The 20,181-nt window shown below is 70.0% G+C and carries 15 protein-coding genes; 13 read left to right on the top strand and 2 right to left on the bottom strand.

Annotated elements, in window-relative coordinates; all coding sequences use genetic code 11:
• Positions 1–55: 55 nt before the first annotated feature.
• Positions 56–8,752, bottom strand: a complete 8,697-nt coding sequence (locus AD72_RS04425) for a non-ribosomal peptide synthetase (RefSeq protein ID WP_051897900.1) — start codon at positions 8,750–8,752, stop codon at positions 56–58.
• Positions 8,753–9,082: 330 nt separating this feature from the next.
• Between AD72_RS04425 and AD72_RS04420 the strand changes: the two genes are divergently transcribed.
• From AD72_RS04420 to AD72_RS04390, 7 genes are read left to right on the top strand one after another with little or no spacing between them, the layout of a single operon-like run.
• Entirely contained in the window at positions 9,083–10,051 is a 969-nt protein-coding gene (locus AD72_RS04420; protein ID WP_031465088.1) for a daunorubicin resistance protein DrrA family ABC transporter ATP-binding protein, read from the top strand.
• Positions 10,048–10,848, top strand: coding sequence for an ABC transporter permease (locus AD72_RS04415; protein ID WP_031465087.1), 801 nt, complete (start codon positions 10,048–10,050; stop codon positions 10,846–10,848). Before AD72_RS04420 ends, AD72_RS04415 begins: the two co-directional genes overlap by 4 nt.
• A complete protein-coding gene (locus AD72_RS04410) occupies positions 10,845–11,729 on the top strand; it encodes a PLP-dependent aminotransferase family protein (RefSeq protein ID WP_031465086.1) in 885 nt (294 codons plus the stop codon). The genes AD72_RS04415 and AD72_RS04410 overlap by 4 nt, the downstream gene beginning before the upstream one ends.
• Positions 11,726–12,721 carry a 2,3-diaminopropionate biosynthesis protein SbnA gene (sbnA, locus tag AD72_RS04405; RefSeq protein WP_031465085.1) on the top strand — a complete coding sequence of 332 codons (996 nt, stop codon included), beginning with the start codon at positions 11,726–11,728 and terminating at the stop codon, positions 12,719–12,721. The genes AD72_RS04410 and sbnA overlap by 4 nt, the downstream gene beginning before the upstream one ends.
• A gap of 10 nt (positions 12,722–12,731) precedes the next feature.
• Entirely contained in the window at positions 12,732–13,760 is a 1,029-nt protein-coding gene (gene sbnB, locus AD72_RS04400) for a 2,3-diaminopropionate biosynthesis protein SbnB (RefSeq protein WP_031465084.1), read from the top strand.
• Positions 13,757–13,930: an MbtH family protein gene (locus AD72_RS04395; RefSeq protein ID WP_031465083.1), complete on the top strand. Its 174-nt coding sequence runs from the start codon at positions 13,757–13,759 to the stop codon at positions 13,928–13,930. The genes sbnB and AD72_RS04395 overlap by 4 nt, the downstream gene beginning before the upstream one ends.
• Before the next feature lie 21 nt (positions 13,931–13,951).
• Positions 13,952–14,881 (top strand): SDR family NAD(P)-dependent oxidoreductase, encoded by a 930-nt coding sequence (locus AD72_RS04390; RefSeq protein ID WP_031465082.1) that lies wholly within the window; start codon positions 13,952–13,954, stop codon positions 14,879–14,881.
• Here the strand turns inward: AD72_RS04390 and AD72_RS04385 are convergent.
• Positions 14,856–15,731: a carbohydrate kinase family protein gene (locus AD72_RS04385; protein ID WP_051897898.1), complete on the bottom strand. Its 876-nt coding sequence runs from the start codon at positions 15,729–15,731 to the stop codon at positions 14,856–14,858. The two genes, AD72_RS04390 and AD72_RS04385, sit on opposite strands and share 26 nt — an antisense overlap.
• Before the next feature lie 62 nt (positions 15,732–15,793).
• Here AD72_RS04385 and AD72_RS04380 point away from each other — a divergent pair, with 62 nt between their 5' ends.
• The 6 genes from AD72_RS04380 (at position 15,794) to AD72_RS04355 (ending at position 20,154) form a co-directional block, all read left to right on the top strand.
• Complete coding sequence (locus AD72_RS04380; protein WP_031465080.1) at positions 15,794–16,546, top strand: GntR family transcriptional regulator; 753 nt, start codon at positions 15,794–15,796, stop codon at positions 16,544–16,546.
• Positions 16,547–16,777: 231 nt separating this feature from the next.
• A complete protein-coding gene (locus tag AD72_RS04375) occupies positions 16,778–17,650 on the top strand; it encodes a carbohydrate kinase family protein (RefSeq protein ID WP_031465079.1) in 873 nt (290 codons plus the stop codon).
• The gene (locus tag AD72_RS04370) at positions 17,647–18,351 is read left to right on the top strand and encodes a hypothetical protein (RefSeq protein ID WP_031465078.1); all 705 of its coding nucleotides are present in this window, start codon (positions 17,647–17,649) and stop codon (positions 18,349–18,351) included. The genes AD72_RS04375 and AD72_RS04370 overlap by 4 nt, the downstream gene beginning before the upstream one ends.
• Complete coding sequence (locus AD72_RS04365; protein WP_031465077.1) at positions 18,348–18,659, top strand: hypothetical protein; 312 nt, start codon at positions 18,348–18,350, stop codon at positions 18,657–18,659. The genes AD72_RS04370 and AD72_RS04365 overlap by 4 nt, the downstream gene beginning before the upstream one ends.
• Positions 18,656–19,513, top strand: a complete 858-nt coding sequence (locus AD72_RS04360; protein ID WP_031465076.1) for a BtpA/SgcQ family protein — start codon at positions 18,656–18,658, stop codon at positions 19,511–19,513. Before AD72_RS04365 ends, AD72_RS04360 begins: the two co-directional genes overlap by 4 nt.
• Positions 19,510–20,154 (top strand): TenA family protein, encoded by a 645-nt coding sequence (locus tag AD72_RS04355; RefSeq protein WP_031465075.1) that lies wholly within the window; start codon positions 19,510–19,512, stop codon positions 20,152–20,154. Before AD72_RS04360 ends, AD72_RS04355 begins: the two co-directional genes overlap by 4 nt.
• Positions 20,155–20,181: the final 27 nt, after the last annotated feature.

Raw genomic sequence — 20,181 nt, 5'->3', positions numbered from 1 at the left:
CTCGTCACCATCGCTGCACGAGATGCCGTATCTTCTGGTTCGCTCGCAAGCTCGCTCACGGAAGCAACTCCCACTCTTCGTCTAGTTCGTTCTCGAATTCGTCGATGTCGTCCTGGTCGAGCTCGAGCAGGCTCAGATCCGATGGCGTGAACCCGGCACCTTCGCCGCCGTGTTCGGCCAGTTCGGCCAGGGCGGTGCGCAGGGCATCGGCGAACCGCTCCAGTTCGGTCTCGCCGAGCAGTTCCCCCGCGGCGAGCACGTCGACCACGAGCTGGTCCCCGCTGTGTACCGCGGTGAGCTCGAGCAGGTGCGCCAGCGGCATTCCGGGGTCCGCCCCGCCGCCGATGCCCTCGCCCGCCGGGGCGAACGCGCCCGGTTCGGGTGCGGGCATCCTGCCCAGATAGTTGAAGCCGATCTCCGCGCCGTTGTCGAGTTCCGGGCGCTGTCCGGTCCAGCGGGCCAGTCCGTACTCGCCGCCGCGCGCGGTGCTGTTCCGCACCTGTTCCTTGGCCAGCTTCACCGCCTCGGCACCGTGTGCGGCGCCGATCTCGATGCGCGCCGGGAACAGCGTGGTGAACCAGCCGACGGTGCGGCCGGTGTCGAGGTCACCGAGGACATCCCGGCCGTGCCCTTCGAGCTCGGCGAGCAGCGCCTCCGGACCGCGCCAGGACCGAACGGCCACGGCGAGCGCGGCCAGCAGCACCTCGTCGGCGCGCGCGTGACAGGATTCGGTCACCGTGCCGAGCAGCCGTTCGGTGTCCGCCGCGGACAACCGGACTTCGGTGCGCCGCGCGGTGGCCACGGTGTCGCTCACCGGGTCCAGTGCCCGCGCGCCGAGCCGCGGTGCCGCGCCGAGTTCGCGCCAGAACCGCCGATCCACGGTCTGCGCGTGGTCTTCCAGCGCCCGCGCCCAGCCACGGTAGGAAACCGGGACCGCGGGCAGCTCCGGGGTTTTTCCGTCCGCGATCGCGGCGTGTGCGGTGCGCAGATCGGCGAGCAGGATCTGCCAGGAGATCCCGTCGACCACCAGGTGATGGGCGAGCAGCAGCAGCTGTCCGGACGAGGTGTCCCACACCGCGCGGAACATCACCCCGGACTCCGGATCCAGTTCGGCGGCAACGCTTTCCGGGTCCGCATCGATCCGCAGCACGTCCACAGTCGACGGTTCGGGTACCTCCAGGAGGCCTTCGGGAAGCAGCCGGGCACGCAGTGCGTCGTGCTGTTCGACAAGGGCCGCAAGGGCCGCGCGCAGCACCGGTTCGCTCGTCTCGGCGGGCAGGTGCACCCGTATGGACTGGTGGTAGCCGCCGATCGGCCCACCGCGGTCCAGCAGCGCCTGCGCGATCGGGGGAACCGGCAGCGTGCCGATGCCGTCCACCGCGTTCGCCTCGGTCCCCGCTGCCGTGCACACCGCGGCGAGCGCGGCCGGGGTGCGGTGCTTGAACACGTCCTTGGGCGTGCACACCAGGCCGTGTTCCCTGGCACGCGCCACGAGTTTGATGGACAGGATGCTGTCCCCGCCGAGCGCGAAGAAACCGTCCCCGGCCCCGACCTCGGTGCGCCCGAGGGTTTCGGCGAACAGCGCGCACAGGGTCTCCTCGACCGGTCCGTTCGCCGCCTGGGATCCGCCGGTGAACTCCGGATCCGGCAGTGCGCCGCGGTCGAGTTTCCCGCTCGGGGTGAGAGGGAACTCCTCGAGCACCACGAACGCCGCGGGCACCATGTGCGCGGGCAGCAGTTCGGCGAGCCCGGCCCGCAACTGCTCGGGTTCGGCCGTTCCGGTGAGGTACCCGATCAGCCGCGCCGTTCCGCCGGCGTCGGTGCGCGCGAGCACCGCGCATTCGGCGACCCCGTTCGCGGCGGCGAGCACGGACTCGATCTCGCCGAGTTCCACCCGGAATCCGCGGATCTTGACCTGGTCGTCGGCGCGGCCGTGAAACCACAGCACCCCGGAACCGTCCACACTGGCCAGATCACCGGTGCGGTACATCCGCGTCCCGGGGGCACCGAACGGGTCGGCGAGGAACCTGGTCGCGGTCAGGCCCCTGCGCTCGGTGTAGCCATCGGCCAGTTGCGGGCCCGCGAGGTAGAGATCCCCGGCGACCCCTTCGGGAACCGGGCGCAGCGCCGAGTCGAGCACGTAGAGCCGGGTGTTCCACACCGGTTCCCCGATCGGCACACTCGGGCCCGAATCGGCCGGCTCACAGGGCCATGCGGTCACATCCACCGCGGCCTCGGTCGGCCCGTACAGATTGTGCAGCTGCGCGCCGAGCACTTCGCCGAACCGGGTCCTGGTGGCCGGGGACAGCGCTTCCCCGCTGCAGATCACCCTGCGCAGCGACGGGCAGCTGCCGGGTTCGCTGTGCGCCAGGAAGGCCTGCAGCATCGAGGGTACGAAGTGGACGGTGCTGACCGCGTGCCGTTCGATCAGCGCGGTGAGGGCGGCCGGATCGGTGTGTGCTTCCGGTTCGGCGACCACCAGCGCGGCCCCGGAAAGCAGCGGAAGGAAGAACTCCCACACCGAGACGTCGAAGCTGGACGGGGTCTTCTGCAGGATCACGTCGTCCGCGCCGATGCCGTACTCGGCGCGCATCCACAGCAGCCGGTTCACGATCGCGGCGTGCGAGACGGCGACTCCCTTGGGCCGACCGGTGGATCCCGAGGTGTAGATGACGTAGGCGGTGTCGTGCGCGGACACCTGGGCCGGTGCCACCGGTTCGGCGGTTTCCGCGGTGTCCACGAGCAACCGCTCGGTCTCCGGCAGCTCATCGGCGAGCGCGGAGGTGGTCAGCAACAGCGCGGGCGCGCAGTCCTCGAGCATGAACTCGATGCGCTCGGCCGGGTAGTCCGGATCGATGGGCACATAGGCCGCGCCGAGCCGTTGCACCGCGTACAGTGCGGCGACCAGTTCGGCCGAGCGTGGCACCGCGACCGCGACCCGGTCCCCGCGAGCGACCCCACGTGCGGCGATCCGCCCGGCGAGCCGGGCGACGCGGTCGGAGAATTCCCGATAGCTGTACCGCTCGCTATCCGCGATCACCGCCGTCGCCTCGGGCGTCTCGGCCACCTGCCGCCCGAACAGCGCGGGCAGCGTGGTGCGCGGAAGCTCACGGGATTCCCCGGCGAGCAATCGCCCGGAAGCGGGCCGCAGGCGCCCGGCGGGCAGGTCGAGATCGCCGGTGAGCACCCGGGTGAATGCCGCGAGCAGTGCCTCGGCCAGCGGGCGGTCCACCGCGCCGTCCCGGTGATCGAGCCGGATCTCCAGCTGCTGCCCCGGGGTGATGTTCACGGTGACCGGATAGTGCGTGGCATCGCTGCCGTGTACCCCGGTGACCGCGATATCCGCGCCCTCCGGGGTGAATTCCGCGTGGTCCAGCGGGTAGTTCTCGAACACGAGCAGCGAATCGAACAGGGTGTCCTGCCCGCTCGCCCGCTGGATCGCGGACAGTCCCAGGTGCTGGTGCTCGCGCAGCGCGGTCTGTTCGTCCTGCACCAGGCGCGCGGTCTCGGCGAGGGTCCGTCGCGGATGCACCCGGGCGCGTACCGGGACGGTGTTGATGAACAGGCCGACCATCCGCTCCACGCCGGGAAGTTCGGCGGGCCGCCCGGAAACGGTCGCCCCGAACACCACATCCTCGCTCGCGGTGAACGTGCCGAGCACCAGCGCCCAAGCGGTCTGCACCAGGCTGTTCAGGGTGACCCCGCGTGCGCGGGCGCGCTCCCGCAGTTCCTCGATGGGCAGCCGCGCCCGGATCGAGTCCGGCGCCGCATCCGGTTCACCGCGGGCGAGCAGGCTCGGCCCGCGCAGGCCTTCGAGATAGGCCGCCCAGGCCTGTTCGGCCGCCGCGCGGTCCGCGTTCGCCAGCCAGCGCGCGTAGGGCTCGTGTCCCGCGGTCTCGGCCGGTTCCGCGCCGCCGTACAGGGCGAACAGTTCCGCCCCGAGCACCGGGAGCGACCAGCCGTCGAGCAGGGTGTGGTGATGGGTGAACACCAGCCGGTACCGGTGCGCACCCAACCGCAGCAGGTCGAAGCGCAGCAGCGGCGGGCGGGCGAGGTCGAACCGTTCGGTGCGCCACCGGGCAAGCAGTTCCCCGATCGCGGCATCGTCCATTGTGGACACGTCGATGCTCGTCCAGGGCAGTTCCCTTCCGGAGACGATGAACCGGACCGGTTCCCGCATCCCCTCGGTGGCGAAGCCGGAACGCAACGCGTCGTGCCGGTCGAGCAGCCGCTGCGCCGCGGCACGCAGCCGGTCCTCGTCGAGTTCCCCGCTCAGCTCGAAGCACACCTGCACGGTGTAGACGTCTTGCGCGTCCTGCTCGTAGAGCGCGTGGAACACCAGACCGGCGGCCAGCGGGGCGGGCCGGACCGCGTCCACCAGATCGCCCGCGGTGTCCTCGAGGACATCCACCTCGTGCTGATTCAGTGTGGCGTAGGGGAAATCGCTCGGGGTCCTGGCGCTCGGGGCTCCCGTGCGCTGCCCGGGCCGGGCCGCCTCGGCGAGCGCGGCCAGTTCCGCCTGCCAGGCCACGGCGAGCCGGTCCGCCTCCGCTCCGGCCAGTTCCAGTTCGGCGACCAGCTGTGCACCGTCCAGGAAGGCGTTGACCACCAGCGCGTGCTCGGGTGTCAACCCTGGTTGCGCACCGGGGATCACTCCCGCCTCGACCAGCGACCAGCCGCGGTCGGTGAGGGCGAGACTGCCGAGGTAGTTGAACGCGAGCCAGGGCCGCGGGGACTCGGCCAGTTCCCCGTCCCGGTAGCGCAGCAGGCCATAGCCGTGCCCATCGCCCGGCGTGGACCGCATCGCCTCCTTGACCGTGCGCACCGTGGCCACCGGATCCCCGGAGGGGTCGAGCCGGACCGGGTGCATGCTGGTCAGCCAGCCGACCGTGCGGCCGAGATCCTCGTCCTGCCTGCCGTGCCGTTCCAGGTCCACGAGCAGCGGCAGTTCCCCGGTCGCGACACCGATCGCGGGCAGCGCCCGGTGCAGCGCGGCGAGCAGCAGTTCGTCCACGCCCGCGTGCAGCTGCGCGGGCAACCGGTCGAGCAGGGTCGCGGTCAGCTCCGCGGGGAACCGGAACCGGTGCCTGCTCTGCCCCTCTCCGGTGGGTGCGGCGGCGGTGGGACCGTCCAGTTGTGCGCGCCAGTACGGCAGTTCCGCCCCGGCCTCGCGTTCGGCGAGCCGCTGCGCCCAGCTCCGGAACCCGACCGGGACCGGGCTCGGTTCGGTGAGCTCGGAAAGCAGCACACGCCAGGAGACCCCGTCCACGGCGTAGTGGTGCGCCACGAACAACAGCCGCAGTGGCTCCCCTTCGAGCACCACCACCTCGAGCAACCGTGCCTGTTCCGGATCGAGCCGGGCCCTTGCCTGTTCGGCGAGCGCGGCCACGTCGGCGGAATCCGCGGTCCGCACGCGTGCGGGCACCGCACCGGATTCCAGTACCTCGGCCGCTCCATCGCGGACCCGGATCCGGAACGCGTCGTGCCGGTCGAGCAACCGTTGCACCAGCGCGGGGACCTCGGCCGCGCGCATCCCGGCCGGGGCCTCGATCAGCACCGACTGGTTGTAGCCCGCCGTCGGCCCGGTGCGTTCGGCGAGCCGCCGCATGATCGGGGTCAGCGGAACCGGTCCGGCCGATTCGTCGTGCGCGGCCTCGGTTTCCAGGCGGCCCGCGGATTCGGCGATGCGTTCGATCGTCTTGTGCTCGAACACCTGCCGGGGCCCGAGGTCCAGTCCCGCGGAACGGGCGCGGTTCACGAACTGGATCGCGATGATGCTGTCCCCGCCGAGGGAGAAGAAGTTCCGTTCCGGGGAGACCTCATCGAGGCCCAGCACCTCGGCCGCGATCCGGCAGGCGATCCGCTCGTTCTCGGTGCACGCGGCCCGGCCCTGTCCGGCGCCGAACTCCGGATCCGGAAGGCGCTTGCGGTCGAGTTTCCCGTTCGCGTTGAGCGGCAGGGCATCCAGCACCACGATCGCCGAGGGCACCATGTAGTCGGGCAGCCGGCTCGCGATCCTCGTGCGCAGCTCGGCGGGCTCGATGTCGTGCCCGGCAAGGGGAACCACGTATCCGGCGATCCGCCCGTCCCGGAAAACCACCGCGGCCTGGGCGACCCCCTCGGCCTCGGCGAGCGCGCTTTCCACCTCGCCCAGTTCCACCCGGAACCCGCGGATCTTGATCTGGTCATCGGCACGCCCGAGGTAGACGATCTCGCCGTGTTCGTTCCACCGCGCCAGATCCCCGGTCCGGTACATCCGGGTGCCGTCTCCGTAGGGGTCGGCGAGGAACCGCTGGGCGCTCAGCCCGCGCCTGCCCAGATAACCGCGGGCCAGTCCGGGACCGGCGAGGTAGAGCTCCCCGGTCACCCCCACCGGCAGCGGGCGCAGCGCGGCGTCGAGGATATAGGCACCGGTATTGGGCAGTGGTTTGCCGATCGGTGGTTCCGCGGCTCGCCCCTCCCTCTCCGGCACAGCGCCGTACCAGGCGGCGGCGTACACGGTCGCTTCGGTCGGGCCGTAGATATTGGCGATCCGCGCGCCGGGAATCGCCCGCTCGATCCGGTGCATCAGGTAACCGGGAAGCGCTTCCCCGGCCAGCACGACCTGTTCGGCGCGCAGCCGCACCTCGCCGTGTTCGAGCACCGCGGAGAGCGCCGAGGGAACCGCGCTGATCAGGCTGCCCGACCAGGACCGTTCGGCGCGTTCGGTGAGCTCCAGCAGATCCCGCACGATCTCGATGCAGCCGCCACAGGTCAGCGGCCCGAACATCTCGAAGACCGAGACGTCGAAGTTCAGCGAGGTGGAGGCGAGCACCTCGGTGAGTCCCTTGGCGCCGAAGGTGTTCCGCGCCCAGCAGGCCAGGTCCACGGCGCTGCGGTTGGCGACCACCACTCCCTTGGGTTTCCCGGTCGATCCGGAGGTGTAGATCGCGTACGCCGGGTGTTCCGGGTGCAGCGGCCGCACCCGTTCCGCGGCACTCACTGGGAAATCCTCATCGGCGGATTGCACCTCGGACTCGTCGAGGAGCAGCACCTCGATCGAGTCCGGCAGCACGGAACGGGCCCGCGTGGTGCTCAGTGCCAGCACCGGTTCCGCGTCCGCGAGCAGATATTCGATCCGCTCGGCCGGATAGTTCGGGTCGACCGGCAGATAGGCCGCGCCCGCGCCGAGCACCCCGAGCAGCGCCACCATCATGGGCGCCGAGCGGGGCACGGTCACCGCGACGAAATCCTCCGGCCCGATACCGCGCGCGATCAGCCGCCTGGCGAGCCGGTTCGCCGCCGAGGCGAGTTCGCCGTAACTGAGGCACTGCCCCGCATGCCGAACCGCGGGCGCCTCCGGGGTGCGTGCGGCCTGCGCGATGAACTCCGTGTAGAGCGTGCTGTCCGGGATCGTCCGGGTCTCCGAGGCGAATTCCTCGAGCACCCGGGTGGATTCCTCGGGCGTGGTCACCGAAAGCGAAGCGGTCGCGGTTTCCGGCGGCGTTCGTGTGAGGGTGGTGAACAGCGAACGCAGCCGTTCGGCGAACGTGTCCAGTTCCGCCTCGGTGAACAGTTCCGGGTTCGCGTCCAGGATCAGGTCCAGCCCGCCGTCCGGGCAGCGCGCGTCGAGCACCAGGGAGAGTTCGTCCACCGGGCCGCCGGCCAGGTTGTGGCTCTGGCCCCGCACCCCGGCGAAGTCCAGCTCGTAGTCGAACAGCACGATGTTCACCTGCGGGCCGGTCAGCCGTTGTTCCTCGGCGAGCAGGCCGAGTTCGGCGCGCAGTTGCTCATAGCGGTACCGCTGGTGTTTCACCGCCTCGCGCAGCCGCTTGGCGGTGTGCTTGGCGAGTCCGGCGATGTCCTGCGCGGCAACGGTTTCCAGGCGCAGCGGCACGATATTCGTTGCCATGCCGGGAACCGCGCCGAGTTTGGGACCGCGCGCGGCGACCGGGAGGCCGAGTACGACCGGGCGACCGCCGCCGACCCGCTCCAGGTAGAGCCCGAACCCGGCGACGAGCAGGCTCGGCCAGGCGATGCCGATCTCCCGCGCGGCCGCGTGCACCCGCTCCAGCGCGGCCCGATCCAGATGCGTGGTGTGGCGCAGCAGGCGATCCGGAGTACCCGAGGCCTGCGCGGCGACACTTGCCGGTTCCGGGCGATCGGCGAGCAATCCGGTCCAGTATTCCCTGTCCCGCGCGCACTCCGGTGATTCCCGGTAGGCGCGCTCGGCATCGGCGAGTGCGGAACTCGGCGGGAATTCAGCCGCCGCAACGGTTTCCCCGCGCACCAGTGCGGTGTAGACCTCGGCGACCCTGCGCTGCACCAGGGTCATACCGACCCCGTCGAGCAGCACGTGGTGATACCGCTGCACCCACAGGTATTCCGCCTCGGAAAGGCGCAGCAGAGTGAAGGAGAACGCCGGGGCACTGGTCACGTCGACCGGTTCATCGAGCAGGTCCGCGATCCAGTCCCGCGCGGACCGCTCCGGATCGGTTTCCGCGGACAGATCCAGGAATGCGAAAGGGAAATCCTCGATTTCCGCGGTGACCCGCAACACAGTGCCACCCTCGGTGTCCTCGACGACCGAGCCGCGCAACACCTCGATGTCCGCCACGGTCCGGCGCAGTGCCCGTGCGAAACATTCCGGGTCGACCGCACCGGGAATCCGCACGCATTCGGCCACGGCATAGCTGGGATTCCCCGGGTCCAGCCGGTTCGCGAACCACACCCCGCGCTGCGCATCGGTCAGCGGCAGTACGCCATCGGCCATCTTTCACACCCTCGCTCCGCGAACAATTCCTGTTCGCCATGACACCGATCCGGCTGTACCGGGGTCAACGTTCTTGCAGCAACCGGAACCCTGGCCCGGATCCGGCTCCCCGGCGGCGCGATCGCCCTTAGAGTGCGTCTGAGAGTTCTCGTCCGTCGCGAGCGGGAGCCGGATCGGATGCATCGCAAGGCGGAGGAAGAAGCCATAGCGGGGTTCTATGGCGACTGACGACAACGCAGCGAGGCGCCGATTGGCCCCGCGCAGCAGGACACGGAGCTCTCAGACGTGCTCTCAGGTTCGAAGCAGTCGAAGAGTTATCGAGGTGACCAAGTGAGTATTCACGCCGAGGCGCTGTGCAAGCGGTACGGGGACAGTTACGCCCTGCGCGGGGTGGATCTGCACGTCCCGACCGGCACCGTGCTGGGTCTGCTCGGGCCCAACGGAGCGGGAAAGACCACCGTGGTACGCATTCTGTCCACGCTGCTGCCCGCCGATTCCGGGCGGGCGACCGTCGCCGGGCACGAGGTGAGCGCCGAACCGAAGCGGGTGCGCGAACGCATCGGGCTCACCGGGCAGTACGCCGCGGTGGACGAACGACTCACCGGACGGGAGAACCTCACCCTGATCGGCCAGCTGCACCACCGGGGCAAGCGGTCCGCTTTGCGCAGGGCGGGGGAACTGCTCGAGCGGTTCGATCTCGTTGCCGCCGCCGACCGTCCGGTGAAGACCTACTCGGGCGGGATGCGCCGCCGGGTGGACCTCGCGGCGAGCCTGGTGGACGAGCCGGCGGTGCTGTTCCTCGACGAGCCGACCACCGGACTCGATCCGGCGAGCAGGCAGGTGCTCTGGGACATCATCGCCGGACAGGTGCGCGAGGGCACCACGGTGCTGCTCACCACCCAGTACCTCGAGGAGGCCGACCGGCTCGCGGACCGGATCGCGGTGCTCGGCGAGGGTTCGGTGATCGCCGAGGGCACCCAGGCCGAGCTGAAACGCCGCGTCGGCGGGGAACGGCTGCGCATCACGCTCGCCGATTCCTCCGATGTGGACGGTGCGGTGCGCACGCTGGAGCCCCTGTTCACCGAGCGGCCGCTGCTCGATCCCGAATCCGGCACCATTTCCTTCGCCACGCGCGAGGGCATCGACACCCTCGCCGAGGTCACCGGACGGTTGCGCGAGTCCCGCATCGAGGTCACCGAGTTCGGCACCAGCCGCCCCTCGCTCGACGATGTGTTCCTCTCCCTCGTCGGCGGCATGGACAGTCCGGCGGAAACCGAGAAAGCAGGGAGCCCGGCATGAACCTGCGTGAACTCGCGATGGAGACCAGTGCGCTGCTCGGCAGGCACATCCGGCATCTGTTGCGGATACCCGAGAAACTGCTCAGCCTCACCATGATGCCGGTGGCCTATGTGGTCATCTTCGGGGTGCTGTTCGGCAGCGCGATGTCCGTGCCCGGGGTGGACTATCTGGACTACCTGATGGCCGGGATCCTCGCGCAGACCATGCTGATGAACGTGTCCGGGACCGCGCTCGGGGTGGCCGACGATCTCGCGGGCGGAATCGTGGACCGGTTCCGCTCGCTGCCGATCGGCGCCGCACCGGTGATGATCGCGCGCACCACCTCGAATCTGTTGCTGTCCCTGACTTCCGCGGCCGCGATGGCGCTGATCGGATTCGCTATCGGCTGGCGGGTGCATACCAATGTGCTCGCGGTACTCGCCGGGTTCGGCATTCTCGCGCTGCTCGGGCTGACCATGGCCTGGCTCGGCGCGCTGCTCGGACTCGCGCTGCGTTCCCCCGAGGTGATCACCCCGGTCGCGTTCGTGATCGTCGCGCCGATCACCTTCCTGTCCAATGCGTTCATCCCGCTCGGCAAACTGCCCGGCTGGCTGCAGGCGGTGTGCGCGTGGAACCCGATCAGCGCGGTCATCGCGGCCTGCCGGGATCTGTTCGGCAACGCGGGATCCGCGGCACTGCGCGGAATGAGCGTGTTCGGCAGCGCGCCGATCCCCTGGGCGCTGCTGCTGACCGTGCTGCTGCTGGCCATCTTCGCCCCGCTGACCACACGGGCCTACCGTTCGGCGGTCGCGCGATGATGCGGGTCCCCGTCACCGGAACCGAACTGCTGGCCAGCCAGGACGCCGAACTGCACGGCTTGGTGCACGCCGAATGGGAGCGCGCCGAACGCAGCATCGCGCTCACCACGAGGGCATCCGTGCTGGAATCCAGTGTGGGCGCGGCGATGGGCGCGCTGACCTATGTCGGCCCGAGTAGCGACCGGATCGAACAGCTCGCCAAAGACCGGGCGCTGCGCGGATTCCGCGCCGACCGGGTGGTGATCACCTCGGCGACCCCCGCCGAGGCGGCCGCGCGGGAGGGCACGGTCACCGATATCTCGGACACCGCGCTCGGGGTGCTCACCGGGAACGCGGAACTCCCGGAGAACGCAACCGCGGTACTGGCCATGGATTCCGCGCTCGGCGGGCCGCGAGCGACCCTGGTGCTCGGCGGACACGCGGAGCATCCCGCGGTGCCCGCCCCGGTACTCGCCGGGGTCGCCCGTGCCCTGGACGCCGCCACCGGGGAACACGGCATCGCCGGGGCGCGGGCCGTGCTCGACAACGCCGCGCACCTGGACGAGCAGCTGCGCGCGCTCGGCCGCGACTGCGTCCGCTCCTGCGCGGTGCCGTTCACCGATCTGGTCACCGAGGACGCCGAAGCGGGCGCCCGCAAGCTCGCCGAGGTCAACATTCTCGCCGAACCGGCCGGCACGCACCTGCGGCTCGGCACCGCCGCGGTGACAAGGCGCGGATTCGGGCCGGGCGAGATGTGCCAGCTGGCCGCGCTCATCCACGCCTGGCTCGGCGGCTCCGGGGCGCTGTTCACCACCGGGGCCGAAGTGCTGCGACTCGCCCGGCAGTTCCCGCTCTTCCCGATCATTCCCAGTCCGGTCACCCCACGGAGCGTGCCCGCATGACCGATCGCCAGCTGCTGCGCGGGATCACCGAGCTGCGTGCCGCGATGATCGAGACCCCGGTCGTCGCCCTTTCACACGAGCTCGACCTGTGGGCCAAACTCGAGTACGAGAACCCGAACGGCAGCTCCAAGGACCGCTCCGCGTACTGGATCCTGAAATCCGCCATCGAACGCGGCGAGATCACCAGGGACAGCACCATCGTCGAGTCCTCATCGGGGAATTTCGCCATCTCCCTGGCGAACTTCTGCGCCCGGCTCGGTATCGAGTTCGTCCCGGTGATCGATCCGAACGTGAATGCTGCGACCGAACGCTTCCTGCGGGATACCTGCCGCCGGGTGGAGAAGGTCACCGAACGCGATGCCAGCGGCGGATTCCTGAGCACCCGGCTGGCCGCGGTGCAGCGGCTGCGCACCGAACTCGACCCGGTGTACTGGCCGAACCAGTACGCGAACCTCGACGCGCTGTTCGCGCACTACCGGCTCACCGGCGGGGAACTGTGCGCGCAACTCGACCGGCTCGACTACCTGTTCGTCGGCACCAGCACCTGCGGCACGATCAGCGGACTCTCGCTGCGGGTGAAACAGGAGTTCCCGCGGGCGAAGGTGATCGCCGTGGACGCCGCCGGATCCGCCATTTTCGGGGACACACCGGGAAAGCGGCGACTGCCCGGGCTCGGATCGAGTATGCGGCCGCCGTTGTGCGAGCACGCGCTCATCGACGAGGTGATGCTGGTGCGCGAACAGGACGCGATCCGCGGCTGCCACGAACTGCTGCGCACACACGGAATCCACGCGGGCGGCTCCACCGGAAGCGTGTACGCCGCGCTCAACGAGTATTTCGGTTCCGGAGCCTTGGCCGGCGAAGTACCCGCCAGCGTTGCTTTCCTGTGCGCCGATCGGGGCCGCGCCTATGCCGACACCGTCTACGATCGCGACTGGGTGCGCGAGCAGTTCGGCTTCGACCCGCACCTCGAATTGACCCCATCCGCATGAAGGAGCCATTGTGACCGAAAAACCGTTCCTCGTCGTCGGCGGCCCGGAGATCTCCGCCGAGATCGAGGCGGACCGCCCGGGCTGCCTCGAGGTGATCCGCGCGGGTTATCTCGCGCACGAGAATCAGCAGAGCGTGTTACCGCACAGCAGTTTCCTGCGGTTCCCGCACCGGGAGTCGGACCGGATCATCGCGCTGCCCGGTTATCTGGGTGCCGATTTCGACGTCGCCGGGATCAAGTGGATCGCCAGTTTCCCCGGCAACACCGCGAACGGGATCCCGCGCGCCTCGGCCGCACTGCTGCTCAACGACTGCACGACCGGTTATCCCTTCGCCTGCCTCGAAGCCTCGGTGATCTCCGCATCGCGCACCGCCGCCTCGGCCGTGCTCGGCGCGGAAGCCCTTACCGGGCAACGGAAAGCAAACACCATCGGGTTCATCGGAACCGGACTGATCGCGGAGAACATCCGCCGGTTCTTCCGCGATCTGAACTGGCAGCTCGGGGAATTCCTGCTCTACGACCACAGCGCGGACGCGGCGGGCCGGTTCGCCGCGGACTGCACGGCCGACGGCGCCGGTGAGGTGCGGATCGCGGACAGCGCCGAGCAGGTGTGCGCGGAAAGCGATCTCGTCGTGCTCGCCACGGTCGCCGGGACCCCGCACATTCACGATCCGGAACTGTTGCGGCACAACCCCGTCGTCCTGCACGTCTCGCTGCGCGATCTGGCCCCGGAGCTCATCCTCGGCGCCTTCAACATCACCGACGACGTCGACCACGCCGTGCGCGAGCGCACCTCGCTGCACCTGACCGAACAGCGCACCGGGAACCGGGAGTTCGTGCACGGCACCATCGCCGAACTGGTCACCGGGCGGATCGAACGACCGGCGGGGCAACCGGCGATCTTCTCCCCGTTCGGGCTCGGCGTGCTCGACCTGGCACTGGGCAGCTGGGTACACCGCAAGATCACCGAACGCGGCGGCGGGACGGTCGTGGAGAACTTCTTTCCAGGCCAGCACGGTTTTCCGGGAGCTCCCGCATGACCGAGTACACCGTGGTGGTCAACGAGGAGGACCAGTACTCCACCTGGCCTGCGGACGGGGAACCGCCCGCAGGCTGGTCCCGCACCGGCCCCCGGGGCAGCAAACAGGACTGCCTCGCCTATATCGACCGGGTGTGGGACAACGTGCTCCCGAGGAGCCTGCGGGACTGATCCGCCAGGTACGCTGCCGCCATGTCAGCCACATCCTGGGATGTTCACCGGCTGCCGCGCGCCGAACACCGGAACTTCCTCGTCACCGGCGCCAATGCGGGGATCGGCTATTTCGTCGCCGAACAGCTGGCCAGTACCGGCGCGACCGTCCTGCTCGGCAGCCGGAACACCGCCAAGGCGGAGGCGGCGATGGGCACCATCCGGTCCCGGGTTCCCGGGGCGCGCCTGCGCCACGTTCCGCTGGACCTGGGGGACCGCGCCTCGATCGAAGCGAGCATCACCACATTGGGGGTCGCCGCGCTCGACGCGATCGTCTGCAATGCCGGTGTGCTGCTCGACGAACCGGAACGGCAGGTCACCGGGGAAGGCAACGAGCTGATGTTCGCCACCAACCACCTCGGGCATTTCGCACTCGTCGGCCTGCTCACCCCGCTGCTGGAGGCGGCCGAGGCGGGCCGGGTGGTCACCACCGGGAGCCTGGTCGCCGGTTCCGCGAAGTTCGACCCGGCCGATCCGCAGAGCACCCGCGACTACCAGAGCAAACGCGCCTACGCCCGGTCGAAGCTGGCGCAGATGCTGTTCGGCTTCGAACTCGACCGCAGGCTGCGCGCCGCGGGCAGCACCACACTGAGCACGGTCACCCATCCGGGCGGTGCCCTCGATGCGCTCACCCCCGCGCGGCCTCCGGTGCACGAACCGACGGCCGGGCAGCGGCTGCGCGGACTGCCCGCGGCCCTTCTGCTGCACGGCAAACAGGCCGCCGCCCGGGTCGCCGTCCGCGCCACCCTCGATCCAGGGGTGCGCGGCGGGCAGCTGTGGGCCCCGCGGTGGTTCGGGCTGCGCGGAAACCCCCGGCAGCTCCCGGTGCGCGGCACCTTCGCCGACCATGCGCTCGCGGACCGGCTGTGGACACTGAGCGCCGAGCTCACCGGGATCGACGTGTTCGGCTGAGGGCCTCCGCGAGGCTCGCCCGGTCCGGCACCCCGGCCCGCGCCCCCTCCGCGGTGCAGGAAAGGCTCGCGGCGGCCGCGGCGAATCGCGCTGCCTCGTGCGCGGGCGAACCCCGTTCGAGTTCGGCGAGATACCCGCCGGTGAAACAGTCCCCGGCCCCCGTGGTGTCCCGCACCGCGACCTCGAGCGCCGGACCACTCCACTGCTGCCCATCCGGGGCGTGGAGCCGCCAGCCCCGCGCGCCCTCGGTGACCACCACCGTGGTGCCATGGTCCACCGCGGCCGTGCCCGGTTCGGTGCCCAGCAGGGCGAGTTGTTCCGCGCTCAGCACCACGTGTTCGGCGGCGAGCAGCGCGGAACGGGCCGCATCGGCGTCTTCGCAGCCGTCCAGATCCACGGCGAGACGGACATCCGGTGCGGCGCGCACCAGCGCGGCCGCCCACGGGAATCGGTACCCGTCCAGATAGAGCAGGTCACCACCGGACATCCGGTCCAGCACCTGCCGCAGATGTGCCTCGGTGATCGCATCGTCCTGGCTGATGATCGAGCGGTCCCCGTCCGGGCCGACGAGCACGATCGCGGTGGTGAGCTCCCCGTCCCGCGCGGTCCAGGAGGTGTCCACCCCGGCACGGCCCAGCTCCTCGAGAAAGGCGGCGCTGAGCGGATCGGCGCCGAGCACCCCGGCGAACCGCGCCTCGGCACCCAGCCGCGCGGCGGCGAACGCGGCATTCGCGCCCATGCCACCGTCCCGGCGGTGCAGCGCACGCGCCTGCACCCGCGCACCGACCCCGGGAAGCGCGGGCAGATACACCGTCACATCGTTGTTGGCGTAGCCGCAGAAGACGATCACGGAACCAGCCTAGCCATAGATGACCCATTGACCAAACGTCATGACGTTTGTATGTTCGATTCATGGCGTGGCATGACGAAGACCTGGTGGACGGACCGGTGCCCAAGTGGCACCAGATCGCCGAGCGGTTGCGCTCCTGCATCACCGCCGGCGAGTTCGCCCCCGGGGACGCCCTGCCCTCGGAAACCCTGCTCACCAGGCGGTTCGGCATCAGCAGGACCACCGCGCGCAGCGCGCTCAACGAGCTGGAGCACGACCAGCTGGTGAGCAGGCGCTCCGGGCAGGGCACGATCGTGCTGCCGCCCAAGGTGGAGCAGCCGCTGAACCTGCTGGCCTCGTTCTCCGACGATATGCGCGCCCGGGGACTCACCCCCGGATACCGGCTCTCCGAGGTCAGCGTGGCCGCGGCGCCCGCCGAGGTGGCCAAGGAGCTCGGGCTCAGCGAGGACGAGCAGGTCGTGCACATCGACCGGGTACTGCTCGCGGACGGGGAGCCGATCGCCTCCAGCGCCTCCTGGCTCTCCCCTCGGGTGGTACCCACCGGCAACGCCCCGGCCCCGGAAACCCTCGACGAATCCTCGCTGTACCAATGGATCGAGCGCGAGACCGGTACCCGGATCAGTTCCGGCGAGGAATACATCGAAGGCGGGGTAGCCACGCCGTCCCTGGCCCGGCGGCTCGCCGTGACCAAGGGCGCGCCGATCCTGATCGCACGGCGGCGCTGCGTGAGCGCGAGTGGTGAACCGGTGGAGTCCGCGGTGATCACCTATCGCGCCGACCGGTACCGGTTCCGGATCGAGCTCGCCCGCCCATGATCCTGCTTACCCGACGCGGCCTTCCCTCCGCTCCTCACTCGCTGGCGCTCGCTGCGATGCTCAGGAAGGACCGCCTCGTGACCGAGCTTGCGAGGTCACCATCGGACACAGCACCGCCGGTCGCGAAGCCGACGAGCACCAGCGAGGAGGATTCGTGACCGAGCTTGCGAGGTCACCATCGGACACAGCACCGCCGGTCGCGAAGCCGACGAGCACCAGCGAGGAGGGTTCGTGACCGCACTCTTCGTCGGGGACACGGTTTTCGATACCACGATCCGGGTCGGCCATCTGCCTGCCGCGGACGAGAAGGTCGTCGCGGCCGAGCTCGCCGACTCCATCGGCGGCGTGGTCACCAATGCCGCCGTCGCCTGCCGCCGTACCGGGCAGCCCACCCGCCTGGTGACCGCGATCGGCACCGACACCGCGAGCGCGGAATGCCTCGCCCAGGGCCGCGAGCTCGGCATCGAGTTCTGCCCGGAAACCCTGACCGGGCCGGCGAACCGGGCGATCATCGCGCTCGCGGGCGACGGGGAGAAGCAGCTCATGCTCGCCCCCGGGGTGCGGATGTACCCCTCGGCACGGCGCTGCGCGGACCTCTCGCTCGAGGATGTCGGCTGGGTGCACACCGCGGTCTACGAACCCGAGGCGGCGCGCGTGTTATTGGCCCGCTGCGCGGAATCCGGGGTGCCGTGGTCCATCGACCTGGAACCGGCGACCTTCCCTTCGGGCATCACGGAACTGGCCGCGCAGCTGGACGGTGCCGCGGTGGTGTTCTGCAATACCCGTGCCGCGCAAGCGATCGGACCGGATCCGCTGGAGGTGCTGCTCGGCATGGGTGTGCGGGCGGTGGTGTTCACCGACGGCGCGCGCGGCGCCCGCTGGTGCACCCGCACCGAGCGGTTCTCGGTTCCGGCGCCCGCCGATGCGCCGCCGATCGTGGACACCACCGGAGCGGGCGACTGTCTCGCGGGCTCGTTCATCGGGCTGTACGGCGAATCCGGTGATCCCAAGGCCGCACTCGACTACGCGGTGCGGGCCGCCTCGCGCAGCTGCGCGGTGTTCGGCGGGCACCGTTCCTATGCGAGCAGGGAGGAACTGTCATGAGCCTGCTGACCGGGGAGACCGAGGTCTTCCAGGCCGCGAACGACGGCCGGTGCGCGGTGGTGTTCTTGGCCAAGCGGCGCGGCGGCGGTGATGCGAGTGCCGTGCTCGCCGAGCTGGATCGGTTGCGGGACAAGGGATGGTTGCTCTCGCTCGATCACATCCTCGATACGGAGGCGAACGAGCCCTCGGCGTACGCGACGGGTTTCACCCACGATGTGGACTTCGCCGGAATGTTCGAGGCACCGAGCCAATCGGCGGCACACGCGGGAATCGCCGCGCTCGAACGGGCGGGCTGGGCACGGCTGCTGCGCACCGAATGGCTCACCGGGCCGCGGGAATTCCTTCCGGTGATCAGCCCGGCCTCGCGCGGAACCCGGGACGAGTGGGGATTCTTCGCGCTCTGGAAGTGGAACGCGGCCTGGCAGGCGGCGAGCGAAGAACAGCGCCGCGAATACGATCTGGAATGCGATATCGCCTTCGCCTCCGATGTGCGCGCCGGGGCCGCGATCGCCGGGCGGCACCGGCTCGATGTGGCAAGCGAATGGGACCACATCGGCGTCTGGCGCATTCCGGGCGCGGACATGCTCGACGCGGCCATGCGCGAACACGACCGGGTCGCGGACTTCAAGTTCACCACCTCCCGCCACTACCTCGGCAAGCGGATCCCGCTCGAGAAAGCCATCACCGGAGAGAACGCATGAACGAATACGTCTGGCTGCACTATCTGCTCCCGCGCACCACGTGGTACGAGCTGGAAACCGCCGAACGGGAGCGCTGCGAACGGGAATTCGAGCGGCTGCGCCAGGTTTCCGTACAGCACGGCGCACAGTTCTCCGGCCGGTTCCACATCCGCGGGCAGGGCGACTACTCGCAGGTGGAGATCTGGTCGTTCCCCAGCGCCGAAGCCGCATTCGAACACTGGTCCCGGCTGGTCTCCTGCGGGTATTCGAAGTGGTTCGAATTCGCCAACCAACTCGGCACGGCCGAGCAGAACGAAAGGAACAAATGAGCAACGAACTCGGTGTCTTCCCGCCCAAGGAATCGGCACTGAACACGATCTTCGGCACCGACCGCGTGGTGATCGGGGTCGTGCACTGCCGCGCCCTCCCCGGAAGCCCGCACTACCGCGGGGAACCCGTCGCGGACCTGATCCGGTTCGCCGTCGAGGAGGCCGAGGCCTACCGGGACGGCGGGGTGCACGGGCTGATCGTGGAGAACGCCTGGGATCTGCCGTTCCCCAAGCCGGAGCACCAGGGGTTCGAGACCGCGGCGAACCTCGCGGTGATCGGTGACCACGTGCGCGAGCAGGTCGGTCTCCCGGTGGGGGTGAACGTGCTCGCGAACGGGGCGCACTGCTCGATCGCCGCGGCACAGGCTGCGCAGGCGCCCTTCGTGCGGGTGAACCAGTGGGTGAACGCCTATGTGGCGAACGAGGGCTTCATCGAGGGCGCCTCGGCCACGGCGACCCGGTACCGCTCCACGCTGCGCGCCGAGCACCTGAAGGTGTTCGCCGATGTGCACGTCAAGCACGGCTCGCACTCGATCATCGCGGACCGCTCGCTCGCCGAGCAGACCGAGGACAACGAGTTCTTCGACGCGGATGTGCTCATCGCGACCGGCGGGCGCACCGGGGACGAGGCCGCGGAGAGCGAGATCACCGGGATCCGCGCGGCCTCGCAGCTGCCGGTGATCATCGGTTCCGGGATGAACCAGGGCAACGGCAAACGGCTGCTCTCCCTGTGCCACGGCGCGATCGTGGCCTCCGCGCTCAAGGAGAACGAGCGCTGGTGGGGCCGGGTGGACCGGGCCAAGGTGCGCGAGTTCACCAAGCAGGCCGAGCAGGCGGGTTACCAGCTGCCATGACCGGAACCCCGATGAGCGCGCGGTTGCGCGCGGAGAATTCCGGAACCTGGCAGGCCGCGCTCGGTATGCGGTTCGTCGAGGAGGTCACCGCGGACACGATCCCGGACGCGGTGTTCGCCCGCTATCTGGTCTTCGAACGGGAATTCGTGGACACCGCCGCCCGGCTGTGCGGTGCGGCGGTCCGCGAGGCTCCGAACGCGCACGCCCTTTCCGGGCACAGCACCGCGCTGCACAACCTGGTGACCGAGCAGTACGACTACTTCAGCAAAGCGCTGGCCGATATCGGTGGCGCGCCGGAGGTGAGCGCGGCGGCGCAGGAGCAGGCGGGCGGGCTGACCGAGGTGGTGCTGGACATCGCCGACACCTACGGCTATCCGGGCATCGTCACCGGCATGTACGCCGCGGAATCCCTGTACGGGCAGTGGTGCGCCACCGCGGCGCGCACGCCATCGCGGCGCGGCCCGATCGCCGACTGGGTCGCACTGCACACCAGGGAACCGTTCCTCGGGCAGGTGCGCTTCCTCGCCGCGGAGATCGACGCGCTCGAGGTCCTGCCGGAGACCGAGCGCGAACTGCTCGGCGTGTTCGGTCACACCCTCGACGCGGAGATCGCCTTCCACGAGGCGGCATACCGAGACTGAGCCACCGGCTCATCAGCAGTACACAGG

The sequence above is a fragment of the Sciscionella sediminilitoris genome, from assembly GCF_000737195.2.
Taxonomy (GTDB): Bacteria; Actinomycetota; Actinomycetes; order Mycobacteriales; family Pseudonocardiaceae; genus Sciscionella; species Sciscionella sediminilitoris.
The sequence above is the reverse complement of the archived record's forward strand: the minus strand, read 5'-3'. Positions and strand labels throughout refer to the sequence as shown.